This window comes from Pseudomonas sp. H3_E07 (genome assembly GCF_054668895.1).
On the sequence record NZ_CP162795.1, the window covers coordinates 5,831,588 to 5,846,629 of the forward strand.

A 15,042-nucleotide genomic window follows, 5' to 3' on the forward strand; every position below is an offset into this window, starting at 1 on the left:
CTCTGCGTGACCCCATGGTCGTAATTGCAGCAACTGACCGGACTAAGGCTTCCCATGAGTGAAGATGCACAAGATGTCGTACTGATCGTCGAGGACGACGAATCCATTATGTTTGTGCTGGGTGAATACCTGGCGGGCCTGGGCTATCGGGTGTTGAAGGCGATCGATGGGGAGCAGGCCTTTGAAATTCTAGCGACCAAGCCGCACTTGGATTTGATGGTGACGGACTACCGTTTGCCGGGCGGGATTTCCGGCGTGCAGATCGCTGAGCCCGCGATCAAGCTGCGACCGGAATTGAAGGTGATTTTCATCAGCGGTTACCCGCAGGAAATCCTCGACTGCAACAGCCCCATCACGCGCAACGCGCCTATCTTGGCCAAGCCGTTTGACCTGGATACGTTGCAGGAACACATACAACGCTTGTTGGCGTGACACGTCCTTGTGGCAATCTGATTAACCGCGTTGAACGCGCCGCCGACGCCATTTACATACGCGTCGAACAGCGGCGCCCGGTTGGTCGATTCCGTTCCAATGCGAACACCCTCTCCGAATTGATCACGTTAAATCGTCGTACGCTGAAAGGTCAGCGTCTGCCTTCGCCCACAGCGGACACTGCTGCTGTCTTTGGCAGCGGGTAATCACGCTCGGATCATTTCCCGCACCTTCACCGTAAGCAAATCAAAGGTAAACGGCTTGGTGATCAACTGCATTCCCGGGTCCAGGAACCCGCCCCGCACCGCCGCGTGTTCGGCATACCCTGTAATGAATAGCACCTTGAGGTCCGGACGGATCTGCCGGCCGATTTCCGCCAACTGGCGGCCGTTCATACCGGGCAGGCCGACATCGCTGATCATCAGGTCGATACGCTGGTCCGACTCGATGATCGGCACCGCCGTGTCGGCGTCACTGGCCTCAACGAAGGCATAGCCCAGTTCCTTGAGCACCGCACTCACCAGCACACGCACTGCGGGGTCGTCCTCGACAATCAGCACGGTTTCGCCGGCATTGGCAAACGGCGGCAGCGTCGGGTCAGCCGGCAGGTTTGCGGTGATTTCGCCGATAAATCGCGGCAAAAACAGGCTGACGGTGGTGCCTTTGCCCACTTCACTGTGGAGGGTGACGTGTCCGCGCGACTGGCGGGCAAAACCGTAGATCATCGACAACCCCAACCCCGTGCCCTGGCCAATCGGCTTGGTAGTAAAGAACGGATCGAACACCCGGCCCATCACGTTCTCGGGGATACCGCAGCCGGTGTCGCTGACGCTCAGTTCCACGTAGTCGCCCGGCGTCAACGTGCCATAGGCGGCAGTGAATACGTTGTCCAGATGGCGGTTGCTGGTTTCCACCAGCAATTGGCCACCGCCCGGCATGGCGTCTCGCGCATTGATCACCAGGTTGAGCAGGGCACTTTCCAGTTGGTTGGGGTCGGCTTCGGCGGTCCACAACTCACCGGTCAGGCGCATATCCAGCTTGATGCTTTCATTGATGCTGCGTTGCAGCAGTTCGCCCATGGAAACCACCAGTTGGTTGATCTCCACGGGTTTTGAGTCCAACGATTGCCGGCGGGAAAACGCCAGCAAGCGATGGGTGAGCCCTGCTGCACGATTGGCGGAGGTGACACCCAGGTCGATCAGGCTGTCGAGGTCGTCGAGCTTGCCTCGGGACACGCGCCTGCGCAGCAACTCCAGGCTGCCGATGATGCCCGTGAGCATGTTGTTGAAGTCGTGAGCAATGCCGCCGGTCAACTGCCCGACCGCTTCCATCTTTTGAGATTGGCGCAACGCTTCTTCGTTGTGGCGCAGTTGCGCTGTACGTTCCTCTACCTGTTGTTCGAGGGTTTCCAAGGTACGTTGCAGGCGCAACTCGCTTTCGCTCAGGTCGATCAGGCGATCGCGCGCTTCGTATTGTCTTCGCCGGCCGCGCAATGCAGTGCTGACCAGGCTGATCAGCGTCACCGGATGGAACGGACGTTCCAGGAATGTCACGTTGCCCAGTAGCCGGCTCAGGTGGCTCGAGCCATTCTGCTCGCTGCCGCCGTGATGGGTCATGAGGACGATGGGCAGGTCCGACCAGGCCGGTTGTCGATGCAGGTAGTCGAGCAACGGTGCCAGGTCAACGCCGCGCAAGGCTTCGGCAGCAATGATCAACAAGCCGCTGCCTTGTGCCAACGCCTCGCACAGGCTGTTCAAGTCGGTGGCGACGATACCGCTGTAGCCGGCCTCGTTGAGCATCATCAGTGCCAACGCGCCGTCGCGCCCCAAGGGCGCGAGGATGATCGCACGTTCGGAGAGAGGAGAAAGGACCGTCACTAGCCCTCATCCTTGAGCAGGGGAGAACCGGCACCCATGTAAGTTGGAATACCGCGTAAAACCCCTTGAAAGTTGTTCAGCGGCTCACCGACCGTCATGCCGCGACTGCCGATGCGGTATTCGCGAATCGTCGACTCATGGGTGCCGGTGCGTTTCTTGATGATCGAAATGGCGCGGCGCACTTCGCCAATGGCTTCGAAATAGCGCAAAAGGATCACGGTGTCGGCCAGGTAGGTAATGTCCACGGGTGCCTGCATATCGCCCACCAGCCCGTGTTGGGCCACCGTCATGAAGGTGGCAGCGCCTCGGCGATTGAGGTACAGCAACAACTCGTGCATATGCAGGATCAGCGCGTTTTCTTCCGGCATTGCCGCCTGGTAACCGTTAATGCTGTCGATCACCACGGTCTTGATGCCCCGTTCGTCCACGCAACGACGTACACGGTGCGAAAACTCACCGGGGGTCAGTTCGGCGGCGTCTACTTGTTCAATGAACAAATTACCGGTGGCCTGTAAGGCGGCAAGGTCGATGCCCATGTTTTTCATGCGCTCGAACAATAGGCCCAACTCTTCATCAAAGATAAACAGCGCGGCCTTCTCGCCCCGCGCCACGGCGGCAGCGGCGAAGATCATCGAGATAAGCGATTTGCCAGTACCCGCAGGCCCCAGGATCAGGCTGCTGGAGCCGGTCTCGATCCCGCCGCCTAGCAACGCATCCAACTCGCGGATGCCGCTGGTGAGGGTCTGGCGGTTGTAGCCGCCACGGTGTTCGGCGGCCACCAGGCGCGGGAACACATGCAAACCGCCCTGCATGATGGTGAAGTCATGGAAGCCACCCCGGTATTTCTGGCCACGGTACTTCACCACGCGCACGCGGCGGCGTTCAGCGCCGTAGTTGGGGGTCAGTTCCTCCAGGCGGATCACGCCATGGGCGACGCTGTGCACGGTTTTATCGAGAGACTCGGTGGTCAGGTCGTCGAGCAGCAAGACAGTCGCGTCATAACGCACGAAGTAGTGTTTGATTGCCAGGATCTGCCGGCGGTAGCGCAAGGAGCTTTGCGCCAACAGACGGATCTCGGAGAGGCTGTCGACGACCACGCGGGTTGGCTTGACCCGTTCCACCACCTCGAAAATCTGTCGCGTCGCTTCGCCCAGTTCCAGGTCGGAGGAATACAGCAAGCTCTGCTGGTGCTCGGCGTTGAGCAGACTCTCCGGCGGGGTCAGTTCGAAGATATGAATATTGTCATCGAGGTCCCAACCATGGGACATGGCGCCCTGGCGCAACTCACGCTCGGTCTCGGACAGGGTGATATATAACGAGGTCTCACTGTTTTTCGCGCCGGCCTGCAAAAAATGTAGCGCAACGGTAGTCTTACCGGTACCCGGTTCGCCTTCCAGCAGGAACAGGTGGCTGCGCGACAGGCCGCCGGCAAGAATGTCGTCAAGACCTTCGATGCCGGTAGCGGCTTTTTCACTCAACAGCTCGTTGGATGTAGACAAGGAGTGCCCTCGGTCACGTTCAAATAGAGGCGCGCGCCGGCTCGGCGTGCGCCATATTCACTTGACCGTAGTGGCTTCTGGCGGTTCAACGTTTCGTAGAATTTGTGCAACAAGGGCCTGGGTTTACACGTGTTTAACCTGAACCTACAGACCTTGTTGCAGCGCGGGATCATCCGGATTCTGTTGCTCAAGCTGTGCGAGCAGAACCTGGACGTTCTGCAACTGGCCGCTTTCCTTCCAGTAATTGATCAGCAGCACCCGTGCCTTGCGATTGGCAGGGTGACGCTGGACGACTTCTTCCAGTTGCCGCTGGGCCGCCTCCAGTTCCTGCTGGGCATGCAGGGTGGTGGCGAGGTCGTAGCGATAATCCTGATTGTCCGGTTCCAACTCTACGGCTTTAGACAGACCGAGCAGGGCATAGGGCCTCTCGCCGTGGTGCAACAGCCACATGCCCAAGGCGTGCTGCAGGTAGGCCGACTCAGGGTGCGCCGCCAATTGGCGTGCCAATAACTGGCGGGACTCGTCGGTCTTACCTTGTTTATCCAGTAACTCTATCTGCGCCACAACGGCTTGCAAGTTGTCCGGTTGCAAGCGCATGGCCTGCTCCAGGGCATTTTGCGCTTCCGGCAACAGAGCGCTGTGGATGTACAGGCGCGCCAGTTGAATCCAACCTTCGGCCGTTTCGGGCTGGGCCTTGAGCTTTTTCACGAACTCATCGAGGACCTGCTGCAATGGCCCGAAGTACAGACCCAGCGTGTCAGGTGACAGGCCCAGCAAGGCATTGGCGGCAGCAAATCGAACTGCTTGTTCGGGGTCGTCGAGCACCGGCCCGAGCAACAACGTGCGCTGGCCGGTCGGCACCAGGCCGACAATGCTGTGAATGGCCGCCTCGCGCACCAGGGGCGACTCGCTGGCCAGGTCTTTGTCCGCCAGCTTCAGGGCTTGCGGGCTGGGGTAGTTGGGCAGTTCTGCATGCAACGCAGCACGGCGCTCGGGGGACAGGTCCGGCCGGCCCAGTTGTTGGTACAACACGCGCGCTGCGCCAGGTTCGCCATTCCGCGCCTGTTTCAGGGCCTTGGAGTAACCATGGGCAATGGTGGGCGGTACGGCCACCGGGGTGGCACGGGAGAAATACCAAGTGATCAGCACAATCAACAGCAGGGCGCACAGGCCGACGATGGAGTAACGGCGTGACTTTGACATGCAGGCGTCCGAAAGCGTGGGCAGCAAAGCCGTCAGCTTCGGTCAGACCACGGCAGGTGTCAAACCCGCATCAGGTCAACACGTATTCCACCGGCTCCAAAGGCGGTGGCAGATCGGTTTCACCAAGGGCGGCCAATACTTCGCGCTCCAGCGTGCGCAGGAGGGCATTGCAGGGCAGATCGTTTTCGTCAAAGCCGAATGGGTCCTCCAGGTCATCACCGATTTCATCGAGGCCGAAAAACGTGTAGCTGACGATGGCAGTGAACACTGGCGTCAACCAACCCAACGGCTCGGCCATGGCAAACGGCAGCAGGATGCAGAACAGGTAAATAGTGCGATGCAGCAACAAGGTATAGGGAAAGGGCAGCGGCGTGCTCTTGATCCGCTCGCAGGACGCCTGCACCTGGCTGAGGCTGACCAGGCGCGCCTCCAACTGTGTGTAGCGCCATTCGCTGATCACGCCTTGTTCAGCCAATGCGCTAAACCGTGCGCCGACCTGTTGCAGCAGGTTGTCGGGCAGGTTGGGATGGTTGGCCTGGAACTGGCTCCACGGCTTAATGGCCTGGGCTTCATCTTCATGCCGCAGCCGTGCAACCAGGCCATGGGCGAAGCCGCACACGCTTCGCAGCAAACCCGCACGTTCGGCCGGATCCCGCAGCACTTGGGTTTCGCGGATCAACGAGCGCACATCGATGATCATCTGCCCCAGCTGCTTGCGACCCTCCCACCAGCGGTCATAGCAGGCGTTGTTGCGAAAGCTCATGAAAATCGACAGCGACAGCCCGAGCAAGGTGAATGGCGTGGCATTGACCTTGGAGAAATACGCCGGATGCAGGGTTTCCACCAGCACGATCACCGAGGCCAGCAAGGTGACTAACAGGCTGCGCAAGGCGATGCGCTTGGCTATTGACCCCTTGAGGGAAAACAGGATGCCCAGGAGGTTGGGTTTGGGTCGGACTATCATTCAGGGGCGGGCTTCTGTGTCGGTGCAGCCCATCAGGTTAGAAGCACGCACTGCGCCCGTCCAATCGATTGAGCTGACGGGCTGATCGGCGGGGTCGATGACTGGCCAAACCAGTCAGGCAGGTTGAGGGCTTTGACCATTGCCGCAGTGGCGCTCTGGGGCGACTATTTCGACGATTCGGACTGTTAAAGAGAATAACAATGCAGATTGAAAACAAGATCTTCCTGGTCAGTGGCGGTGCCTCGGGCCTCGGCGCGGCCACTGCTGAAATGTTGGTAGCGGCAGGTGCCAAGGTGATGCTGGTGGACCTCAACGCCGATGCCGTGGCGGCCAAGGCCCAGCAGCTGGGTGAGAATGCCCGCAGCGCCGTGGCGGACATCAGCCAGGAAGCGGCCGCCGAAGCCGCCGTGCAGGCCACCGTTGCGGCGTTTGGCGGGTTGCATGGGCTGGTGAACTGCGCCGGTGTGGTGCGTGGCGAGAAAATCCTCGGCAAGGACGGCCCTCACGGGCTGGCCAGCTTCGCCCAGGTGATCAACGTCAACCTGATCGGCAGCTTCAACCTGTTACGCCTGGCGGCCGCCGCCATTGCCGAAACCGAGGCGAATGCCGACGGCGAGCGCGGTGTGATCATCAATACCGCCTCCGTCGCCGCGTTTGACGGGCAGATCGGCCAGGCGGCGTATGCTGCGTCCAAGGGCGCCATCGCCAGCCTCACATTGCCTGCCGCGCGAGAACTGGCGCGGTTTGGTATCCGCGTCATGACCATCGCCCCCGGTATCTTTGAAACGCCGATGATGGCCGGCATGACGGAGCAAGTGCGCGAGTCCCTGGCTGCGGGCGTGCCGTTTCCGCCACGCCTGGGCAAACCCGCCGAATACGCCGCGCTGGTGCGGCACATCATCGAGAACAGCATGCTCAATGGCGAGGTGATCCGTCTCGACGGTGCTTTGCGCATGGCGGCCAAATAAGGAGGAGTTCCCATGACCGACCCCATCGTTATTGTCAGCGCCGTGCGCACGCCCATGGGCGGGTTCCAGGGTGATCTCAAGGGCCTGACAGCGCCGCAGCTGGGTTCCGCCGCCATTCGTGCGGCGGTCGAGCGTGCCGGTATCGCCACCGATGTCGTGGATGAAGTGCTGTTCGGCTGCGTACTGCCCGCTGGCCTCGGCCAGGCACCCGCACGCCAGGCGGCGTTGGGCGCGGGCCTGGACAAGGCCACGCGCTGCACCACCCTCAACAAGATGTGCGGCTCGGGCATGGAAGCCGCGATCCTGGCGCATGATTCGCTGCTGGCCGGCAGCGTTGATGTGGTCATCGCCGGTGGCATGGAAAGCATGTCCAACGCACCGTACCTGCTGGACCGCGCCCGCAGCGGCTACCGCATGGGGCACGGCAAGGTGCTCGACCACATGTTCCTTGACGGTTTGGAAGACGCCTACGACAAGGGCCGCCTGATGGGCACCTTTGCCGAGGACTGCGCGCTGCACAACGGCTTCACCCGCGAGGCCCAGGACGCGTTTGCCATCGCGTCCCTGACCCGTGCGCAAGAGGCGATCTCCCATGGCAACTTTGCCGCCGAGATAGTCCCGGTGCAGGTCACCGTAGGCAAAGAGCAGAAAACCATCCTGCATGACGAACAGCCCCCCAAGGCCAAGCTGGACAAGATCAGCAGCCTGAAGCCGGCGTTCCGCGACGGCGGCACAGTGACGGCGGCCAACGCCAGTTCGATTTCCGATGGTGCGGCGGCCTTGCTGCTGATGCGCCAGTCCGAGGCCCAGAAGCGCGGCCTCAAGCCCTTGGCCGTGATTCATGGGCATGCAGCGTTTGCTGATGAACCGGGATTATTCCCGGTGGCGCCGGTGGGCGCTATCCGCAAGTTGATGACCAAGACCGGCTGGAACGTGGGTGAAGTCGATCTGTTCGAGATCAACGAAGCCTTTGCCGTGGTCAGCCTGGTGACCATGAGCAAGCTGGACATCCCCCACGCCAAGGTCAATATCCACGGCGGCGCCTGTGCCCTGGGGCATCCGATCGGTGCATCGGGTGCGCGGATTCTGGTGACGCTGCTCTCGGCCTTGCGACAGAACGGCCTCAAGCGTGGCGTTGCAGCCATTTGCATCGGCGGTGGTGAAGCCACGGCCATGGCCGTCGAATGCCTGTACTAAGGACTGACCATGTTGCCCAATGAAGAACAACTGCAAATCAGCGACGCGGCCCGGCAATTTGCCCAGGAACGCCTGAAACCCTTTGCCGCCGAATGGGACCGCGAGCACCGCTTTCCCAAGGAAGCCATCGGTGAAATGGCCGAGCTGGGTTTCTTCGGCATGCTGGTGCCGGAACAGTGGGGCGGTTGCGACACCGGCTACCTGGCCTACGCCATGGCCCTGGAAGAAATCGCTGCGGGTGACGGCGCCTGCTCCACCATTATGAGCGTGCACAACTCGGTCGGTTGCGTGCCGATCCTGAAGTTCGGTAACGACCAGCAGAAAGAGCAGTTCCTCAAGCCCCTGGCCAGCGGCGCTATGCTCGGCGCCTTTGCGCTCACCGAACCCCAGGCAGGTTCCGACGCCAGCAGTTTGAAAACCCGTGCGCGTCTGGAAGGTGACCATTACGTACTGAATGGCTGCAAACAGTTCATCACCTCCGGGCAGAACGCCGGGGTGGTGATTGTGTTCGCCGTGACTGACCCGGCGGCGGGCAAACGGGGGATCAGCGCGTTTATCGTGCCGACCGATTCGCCGGGCTACAGCGTGGCACGGGTCGAAGACAAGCTCGGGCAGCATGCGTCCGACACCTGCCAGATCCTGTTCGAGGACGTAAAGGTGCCGGTCGCCAACCGCCTAGGGGAAGAGGGCGAAGGTTACAAGATTGCCCTGGCCAACCTTGAGGGCGGCCGCGTCGGCATCGCCTCGCAAGCGGTGGGCATGGCCCGCGCCGCCTTTGAAGCGGCCCGCGACTATGCCCGCGAGCGTGAAAGCTTCGGCAAGCCGATCATTGAACATCAGGCCGTGGCCTTCCGCCTGGCGGACATGGCCACGCAAATTGCGGTCGCCCGGCAGATGGTGCATTACGCAGCCGCGCTGCGTGACAGCGGCAAGCCGGCCCTGGTGGAAGCCTCGATGGCCAAGCTGTTCGCCTCGGAAATGGCCGAGAAAGTCTGTTCGGCCGCCTTGCAAACCCTGGGCGGTTACGGTTACCTGAGCGACTTCCCGCTGGAGCGGATCTACCGCGACGTGCGGGTCTGCCAGATTTACGAAGGCACCAGCGATATCCAGCGCATGGTCATCTCACGCAACCTCTAAGGAGCCGATACATGAGTTACGAAACCATTTTGCTCGAAGTCCAAGGCCGCGTTGGGCTGATTACCCTCAATCGCCCGCAAGCCTTGAACGCCCTGAACGCGCAACTGGTCAGTGAATTGAACCAGGCGCTGGATGGCCTGGAAGCCGACCCGCAAATCGGCTGCATTGTGCTGACCGGTTCCAGGAAGGCCTTCGCCGCCGGTGCCGATATCAAGGAAATGGCCGAGCTGACCTACCCACAGATCTATCTTGACGACCTGTTCAGCGACAGCGACCGCGTCGCCAACCGCCGTAAGCCGATCATTGCCGCGGTGAACGGTTTTGCCTTGGGCGGGGGCTGTGAGCTGGCGTTGATGTGCGACTTCATCCTGGCAGGCGATGGCGCCAAGTTCGGTCAGCCGGAAATCAACCTGGGCGTACTGCCGGGCATGGGTGGCACCCAGCGCCTGACCCGCGCGGTGGGCAAGGCCAAGGCCATGGAAATGTGCCTGACCGGGCGTTTTATCGACGCGGTGGAAGCCGAGCGCTGCGGGATTGTCGCGCGCATCGTGCCGGCGGATGAGCTGTTGGAAGAGGCGCTGAAAGTCGCCACTTTGATTGCTGGCAAGTCAGTGCCGATCAGCATGATGGTCAAGGAAAGCGTCAACCGCGCGTTTGAAGTGAGCCTGTCGGAAGGCGTGCGGTTTGAGCGCCGGGTGTTCCACGCAGCATTTGCAACGCAGGATCAGAAGGAAGGCATGGCGGCGTTTGTGGCCAAGCGAGCGCCGGACTTTAAAGACAGATAACCCGGTCTCCCACCTGCCACAAACCTGTAGGAGCCGGTAAGCCGGCTCCTACAAGTCGGGTTTACAGTTGGTAGTGCTTGAGTTCCCTGGCAATCACCATCCGCTGAATCTCGCTGGTCCCCTCGTAAATCTGCGTGATCCGCGCATCCCGGTAGTAACGCTCCACCGGATAATCCTCCAAATACCCATAGCCGCCATGAATCTGCATGGCTGACGAGCAGACTTTCTCCGCCATTTCCGAGGCAAACAGCTTGGCCTGGGAGGCTTCCGACAGGCACGGTTTGCCGGCACTGCGCAGTCGCGCAGCGTGCAGGATCAGCAAGCGGGCGGCATTGAGCTGGGTTTGCATGTCGGCCAACAGGTTGGCCACGCTCTGGTGCTCGATGATTGCTTTGTCGAACTGCACGCGATCACGGGCGTAAGCCAACGCCGCCTCAAACGCCGCCCGGGCGATTCCCAGCGCCTGGGCGGCAATGCCGATGCGTCCGCCTTCCAGGTTGGACAGGGCGATCGCCAGGCCTTTGCCACGCTCACCCAGCAGGTTGGCTTCGGGCACTGTGCATTGGTTGAGGGTGACCGCGCAGGTGTCAGAAGCGCGAATGCCCATTTTGTGTTCGGTGCGGTCCACCACGAAGCCGGGTGTTGCGGTGGGTACCAGGAACGCCGAGATGCCTTTCTTGCCCAGTTCAGGGTCGGTGATGGCAAACACGATCGCCAATTTGGCGCGCTTGCCATTGCTGACGAATTGCTTGGCGCCTGTGATCACCCAGTGACCGTCGCGCAGTTCTGCACGGGTGCGCAGGTTGTGGGCTTCGGAACCGGCCTGGGGCTCGGTCAGGCAAAAGCAGCCAATCGCTTGGCCGCTGGCGAGGTCAGCCAGCCAAGTCTGCTTCTGCGACTCTGTGCCGTAATTGAGGATTGGCCCGCAACCCACTGAATTATGGATACTCATCAGCGCACCGGTGGCGCCGTCGCCAGCGGAGATCTCTTCCACGGCGAGGGCGTAGGCGACGTAATCGACATAGGTGCCGCCCCATTCTTCCGGCACCACCATGCCCAGCAGGCCCAGTTCGCCCATCTTGGCGACCAGGGCATCGTCGATCCAGCCAGCTTTTTCCCAGGCTTGGGCATAGGGGGCGATTTCACCACGGGCAAAGTCACGTGCCATGTCGCGGATCATCACCTGTTCTTCAGTATATTCAATATCTTGCATGACTTAGTTCGCAACCTTCTTGAAGTTATGAAAGAAGCTTTCTACATGGCTGAGGGCCAGTCCGTGCAGAGTCGGTGGGTTCCAGCGCGGGGCCTTGTCCTTGTCGATGATCAGCGCGCGCACGCCCTCGATCAGGTCGCCGCGTTCGAACCATTGGCGGTCCAGGTGCAGCTCCAGGGCAAAACATTGCTCAAGGGGCAGGCGACGCCCGCGGCGCAGCATTTCAAGGGTAACGGCCATGGCCAGGGGTGAGCGGGTCTGCATCAGGTGGGCGGTGGTCAGGGCCCATTCGTGGCTGTCGGCCACGGTGACTTGTTGCAGTTGTTCAACAATGCTCGGCACATCCGGCAACGCGAAGAAGTGGTCAATGGCGGGGCGCAAGACGGCCAGGGGTGCGTCGGGGAGTTGCTGCACCGCCAGTTTGGCGAGCACACCTTGCAGGTCCTTGAGTGGCGAGTCGTGCCATTGCAGGCGGTCAAGCTTATTGTCCAGGTCGGCAAGCTTGCTGCTCTCAAGATACCAATCCGCCAGCCCGCAGTAGAGCGCATCGGCCGCACGGATCTGCACCCCGGTAACCCCCAGGTAAATCCCCAGCTCACCCGGAATACGCGGCAGGAAGTAGCTGCCGCCCACATCAGGAAAGTAACCGATGGCCACTTCCGGCATTGCCAGGCGGCTGCGCTCGGTAACGACGCGCAAGTCGGCGCCTTGCACCAGGCCCATGCCGCCCCCCAGGACAAACCCGTCCATGAGTGCCAGGACCGGTTTGCGGTAATGGTGGATGGCCAGGTCCAGTGCGTATTCCTCGACGAAGAAGTCCTGGTGCAGGGTGTCGCCATTCTTGAAGCTGTCGTAAAGCGAACGGATGTCGCCGCCGGCACAGAAGGCTTTTTCACCGGCGCCGCGCAGGACTACGGCGTACACCTGCGGGTCATCGGCCCAGGCTTTTAGCTGGGACGCCAGCCTGCGCACCATGTTCAGGGTAATGGCGTTCAAGCCGGCGGGGCGATTGAGGGTGAGGTGGCCGATATGGTTACGGACCTCGGCGAGGACTTCGTCCTGAAGTGTTTCTGCGTGGCTTGCCTCGGATGAAACCTGAGCAGTCATCGATAACTCCCTGCTTTTATTGTTCTTTATCAAGATGTTCGCGGACGAACCATCTCGCGATCGTACCAGTGCAAATTTGCCCAGTACAACCGTCAATCATGCAGGTTGTTTTTGCATTTATGCAGTGAATGGATGAGTGCCTCACGGCACCCGACTGGCCAGTACCTCACCGATGCTGCGGCGTCGGGCGTGGGTTTCTGCGGCGTGGATCAACGCTTCCAGCTCCGTGGGCTCTACATCGTAGAATTGTTCCATTTCGGACAGCGCCAGCTTCAGATCGTCGGCAGTAATCGCTGGGTCTCGAGCGGCCTTGGGGTTGCCCAAGATAGGCGCGGGTGTTTCAACGGCGCCTTTTGGGTAGCGCGTGCGTGTCGCGTTGTTGTAAACCAGCGCGCAGGCCAGCAAGGCGCCGGCACCGAGCAGCACGGCGCCCAATTCATACCAGCCCAGGGCGGCGGAAGCTGGGTCCGCCAACACCAGTGTCATCGCCAATCCGCCGGCTGGCGGATGCAGGCAACGCAGCCAGCACATCAGCACCACCGTCATGCCGGCCGCCAGGCAGGCGCCGCCCAGGGAGGGACCCAGGACGCGGGCCACCAGCAACGCAATCACGCCCGCGCACAGGTAGCTGCCAATGATCGACCAGGGTTGCGCCAGTGCACCGGACGACACGGCGAACAACAACACCGCCGAGGCGCCGAGGGGGCCGAGCAGGTGCAACGCCACCTCCATGCCAAACACTTGGGCACACAGCCAGACGCTGAGGAGGGTGCCCAAGGCCATGCCGATGGCGGCACGGCTCCATTCAGTGGGGCGGGTGTTGATAGCAGCGGGGAACCAGCGAGCGAACATTGAAGGGGGTCCATAAACAGCGGGCAAAAAAAAGGCTTGTCTGGTTGCCCGGAAAAGCCCTTTGAAGGTTCCAACATTTGGGGGAAGGAACCCGTGCAGTGTGCCCACCTTGGAAGAACCGCGCCAATGCATATTGATGCAGGTTGAGTGCAAAAATAATGAATTGAAGGCCGGCGCAGTCTTTAAGGTTGCGGCGGTTTGGCCAAGTGCAGCAGTACGTAAGGGTTGCGGTCAAACTCACCGACCAGGGTGGGCGTGATGCTGCGAAAGCGCAGGTCCTGCAAGCCTTCGTAATCCGCTTGACTCATCACCAGCCAGGCTGGCGCCTGGATGGGCTTCAGCTCGGCCGCTTGCTGAGTGAATAACGGTACTTGGTCGCAGTCGAGGTTGACCATGTATTTGATCGCCTTGGCGTCTTTGCCCAGGCCGTGCAACACCACGGGAGCACGCTGCTGCATCACCTGTTCATGCACCTGCAGGGTAAAGGTGCGTGTGTCATAGACACTGCGTTCCAGCGGTTCGACCACCAGGATATAAGTGGCCCATACCGCCAGTACCGCGGCAAAAGCCGGTCCGACCTGGCGCAGTTGCGACTTGAACAGCGCCAGCAGCGCCACTCCCTGCAGCCCCCCAAGCACGCCGTACACCCAGCCCAAATGACTCAAATGTTCCGGGTAGCGCGGCCGCGCGAAGAGCAATCCGGCGATCAACAGCGTCGGCAACAACGTCCAGATGCCCAGCATCAACCCACGCAACCAGGCAAACAACCGCCCGTGCGCCACTTGGAACGGATACGCCGCAATCATCGCCGCCATGGGCAACATCGGCAGTACATACCGCGCCTTTTTCGCCTGTGGGATCGACAAGCCCAGCATCACCAGCAAGCCTGCGGCAGCGCAGTACCACACCAACTGCAAGGCCGGCCCCGGCGCCCGGCGCCCGCTGATCACCATGGCCAGCAGCACAAGCACGGCCATCGGATACGCCAGGGCATAGTTGCCCAGGGAGCTGGTGAAGTAATACAGCACGCCGCTGGAACCTTCGCTGCCATCCATGCGCCCGAGGAACTGCATGCGAATCACATCCTGCATGAAGCGCTCGCCGCCACTCAGCTTGGCCATCAACAACAGCAAGCCGACACAGGCCACCAGCAACGCCAGCGCAAGCAATCCGAAGCTGAACAGTGGGCGCCATTGGCGGTTGATCAGGTAATAGCTGCACAACACGCCAGTGGGAACGACCAGCCCAATCGGCCCACGCACTGCAAAGCCGACAATCAGCAGCAGGTACAGCCAATGCAGGCGCTTACCTGCACCGAAGTGGTCGTGGGCGTACCCCAGATAGAACACCGCCAGGGCGATTGCGGCCAACATCTGGTCGAGGGACACCGCGCGGGTTTCGCTGATGAAACTGCTGCTCAGCAACAGCATCGCAATGCTCAACAGTCCCCAGCGCTGGGAGTAAGGGGCCGTCAGGCGGTACACCAGGGTGACGATCAACGCCGAGGCAATGGCCGTAGGCAGCCAGGCGGTAAAGCGGGTGACCTCGCCAAACGGCAAAGACACCAGCCACGTCATCAACGTCGAGGTAGCCAGGTAATCCGCGTAAGGCTGGCCATAGGTGGTCGGAAAGAAACCGGGCCCATGACGCAGCATCTCCTGGGCAAACAGCACGAAGCGTGAGTCGAAGCCGATGATTGCCTGATGCCAGTTGCCGGCGATGAACAGCAGCAACGCCAGCAATCCCAAGCCGAGGGATTGACGGCGGATCGCGGGGCTTAACAGCGACGGTTGGGCAGTGTTCACGTC

The 15,042-nt window shown here is 61.1% G+C and carries 13 protein-coding genes; 5 read left to right on the top strand and 8 right to left on the bottom strand.

Annotation, left to right across the window (positions count from 1 at the left end):
• Positions 1 to 54 precede the first annotated feature (54 nt).
• The gene (locus AB4O08_RS27055; RefSeq protein ID WP_003217591.1) at positions 55 to 432 is read left to right on the top strand and encodes a response regulator; all 378 of its coding nucleotides are present in this window, start codon (positions 55 to 57) and stop codon (positions 430 to 432) included.
• 206 nt (positions 433 to 638) lie between these two features.
• Here AB4O08_RS27055 and AB4O08_RS27060 read toward each other — a convergent pair whose 3' ends face one another.
• From AB4O08_RS27060 to AB4O08_RS27075, 4 genes are all read right to left on the bottom strand, one after another.
• A complete protein-coding gene (locus AB4O08_RS27060; protein ID WP_460114540.1) occupies positions 639 to 2,309 on the bottom strand; it encodes an ATP-binding protein in 1,671 nt (556 codons plus the stop codon).
• On the bottom strand, positions 2,309 to 3,808 hold the full coding sequence (locus tag AB4O08_RS27065) for an ATPase domain-containing protein (protein WP_460114541.1): 1,500 nt from the start codon (positions 3,806 to 3,808) through the stop codon (positions 2,309 to 2,311). The genes AB4O08_RS27060 and AB4O08_RS27065 overlap by 1 nt, the downstream gene beginning before the upstream one ends.
• Before the next feature lie 144 nt (positions 3,809 to 3,952).
• Positions 3,953 to 5,011 (bottom strand): tetratricopeptide repeat protein, encoded by a 1,059-nt coding sequence (locus tag AB4O08_RS27070; protein ID WP_021493132.1) that lies wholly within the window; start codon positions 5,009 to 5,011, stop codon positions 3,953 to 3,955.
• Between the two features lie 70 nt (positions 5,012 to 5,081).
• Positions 5,082 to 5,975 carry a bestrophin family protein gene (locus tag AB4O08_RS27075; protein WP_460114542.1) on the bottom strand — a complete coding sequence of 298 codons (894 nt, stop codon included), beginning with the start codon at positions 5,973 to 5,975 and terminating at the stop codon, positions 5,082 to 5,084.
• A gap of 200 nt (positions 5,976 to 6,175) precedes the next feature.
• Here AB4O08_RS27075 and AB4O08_RS27080 point away from each other — a divergent pair, with 200 nt between their 5' ends.
• From AB4O08_RS27080 to AB4O08_RS27095, 4 genes are read left to right on the top strand one after another with little or no spacing between them, the layout of a single operon-like run.
• Positions 6,176 to 6,943 (top strand): SDR family NAD(P)-dependent oxidoreductase, encoded by a 768-nt coding sequence (locus tag AB4O08_RS27080; protein ID WP_010210408.1) that lies wholly within the window; start codon positions 6,176 to 6,178, stop codon positions 6,941 to 6,943.
• 12 nt (positions 6,944 to 6,955) lie between these two features.
• On the top strand, positions 6,956 to 8,140 hold the full coding sequence (locus AB4O08_RS27085; RefSeq protein ID WP_460114543.1) for an acetyl-CoA C-acyltransferase: 1,185 nt from the start codon (positions 6,956 to 6,958) through the stop codon (positions 8,138 to 8,140).
• A gap of 9 nt (positions 8,141 to 8,149) precedes the next feature.
• Positions 8,150 to 9,277: an acyl-CoA dehydrogenase gene (locus AB4O08_RS27090; protein WP_021493134.1), complete on the top strand. Its 1,128-nt coding sequence runs from the start codon at positions 8,150 to 8,152 to the stop codon at positions 9,275 to 9,277.
• An 11-nt stretch (positions 9,278 to 9,288) separates the two neighbouring features.
• Positions 9,289 to 10,062 (top strand): enoyl-CoA hydratase, encoded by a 774-nt coding sequence (locus AB4O08_RS27095; protein ID WP_010210412.1) that lies wholly within the window; start codon positions 9,289 to 9,291, stop codon positions 10,060 to 10,062.
• A gap of 61 nt (positions 10,063 to 10,123) precedes the next feature.
• Here the strand turns inward: AB4O08_RS27095 and AB4O08_RS27100 are convergent, their stop codons facing one another.
• From AB4O08_RS27100 to AB4O08_RS27115, 4 genes are all read right to left on the bottom strand, one after another.
• Positions 10,124 to 11,275: an acyl-CoA dehydrogenase family protein gene (locus AB4O08_RS27100; RefSeq protein ID WP_010210413.1), complete on the bottom strand. Its 1,152-nt coding sequence runs from the start codon at positions 11,273 to 11,275 to the stop codon at positions 10,124 to 10,126.
• Between the two features lie 3 nt (positions 11,276 to 11,278).
• Positions 11,279 to 12,382: an enoyl-CoA hydratase/isomerase family protein gene (locus AB4O08_RS27105; RefSeq protein WP_010210414.1), complete on the bottom strand. Its 1,104-nt coding sequence runs from the start codon at positions 12,380 to 12,382 to the stop codon at positions 11,279 to 11,281.
• 141 nt (positions 12,383 to 12,523) lie between these two features.
• Positions 12,524 to 13,234 carry an HPP family protein gene (locus AB4O08_RS27110; protein WP_010210415.1) on the bottom strand — a complete coding sequence of 237 codons (711 nt, stop codon included), beginning with the start codon at positions 13,232 to 13,234 and terminating at the stop codon, positions 12,524 to 12,526.
• Between the two features lie 182 nt (positions 13,235 to 13,416).
• The gene (locus AB4O08_RS27115) at positions 13,417 to 15,039 is read right to left on the bottom strand and encodes an ArnT family glycosyltransferase (protein ID WP_460114544.1); all 1,623 of its coding nucleotides are present in this window, start codon (positions 15,037 to 15,039) and stop codon (positions 13,417 to 13,419) included.
• Positions 15,040 to 15,042: the final 3 nt, after the last annotated feature.

Bases quoted from the DNA above. Each gene is read 5' to 3' on its own strand.
- AB4O08_RS27055 (WP_003217591.1), top strand. From the start codon at position 55: ATGAGTGAAGATGCACAAGATGTCGTACTGATCGTCGAGGACGACGAA.
- AB4O08_RS27070 (WP_021493132.1), bottom strand. From the start codon at position 5,011: ATGTCAAAGTCACGCCGTTACTCCATCGTCGGCCTGTGCGCCCTGCTG.
- AB4O08_RS27075 (WP_460114542.1), bottom strand. From the start codon at position 5,975: ATGATAGTCCGACCCAAACCCAACCTCCTGGGCATCCTGTTTTCCCTC.
- AB4O08_RS27080 (WP_010210408.1), top strand. From the start codon at position 6,176: ATGCAGATTGAAAACAAGATCTTCCTGGTCAGTGGCGGTGCCTCGGGC.
- AB4O08_RS27085 (WP_460114543.1), top strand. From the start codon at position 6,956: ATGACCGACCCCATCGTTATTGTCAGCGCCGTGCGCACGCCCATGGGC.
- AB4O08_RS27090 (WP_021493134.1), top strand. From the start codon at position 8,150: ATGTTGCCCAATGAAGAACAACTGCAAATCAGCGACGCGGCCCGGCAA.
- AB4O08_RS27095 (WP_010210412.1), top strand. From the start codon at position 9,289: ATGAGTTACGAAACCATTTTGCTCGAAGTCCAAGGCCGCGTTGGGCTG.
- AB4O08_RS27100 (WP_010210413.1), bottom strand. From the start codon at position 11,275: ATGCAAGATATTGAATATACTGAAGAACAGGTGATGATCCGCGACATG.
- AB4O08_RS27105 (WP_010210414.1), bottom strand. From the start codon at position 12,382: ATGACTGCTCAGGTTTCATCCGAGGCAAGCCACGCAGAAACACTTCAG.
- AB4O08_RS27110 (WP_010210415.1), bottom strand. From the start codon at position 13,234: ATGTTCGCTCGCTGGTTCCCCGCTGCTATCAACACCCGCCCCACTGAA.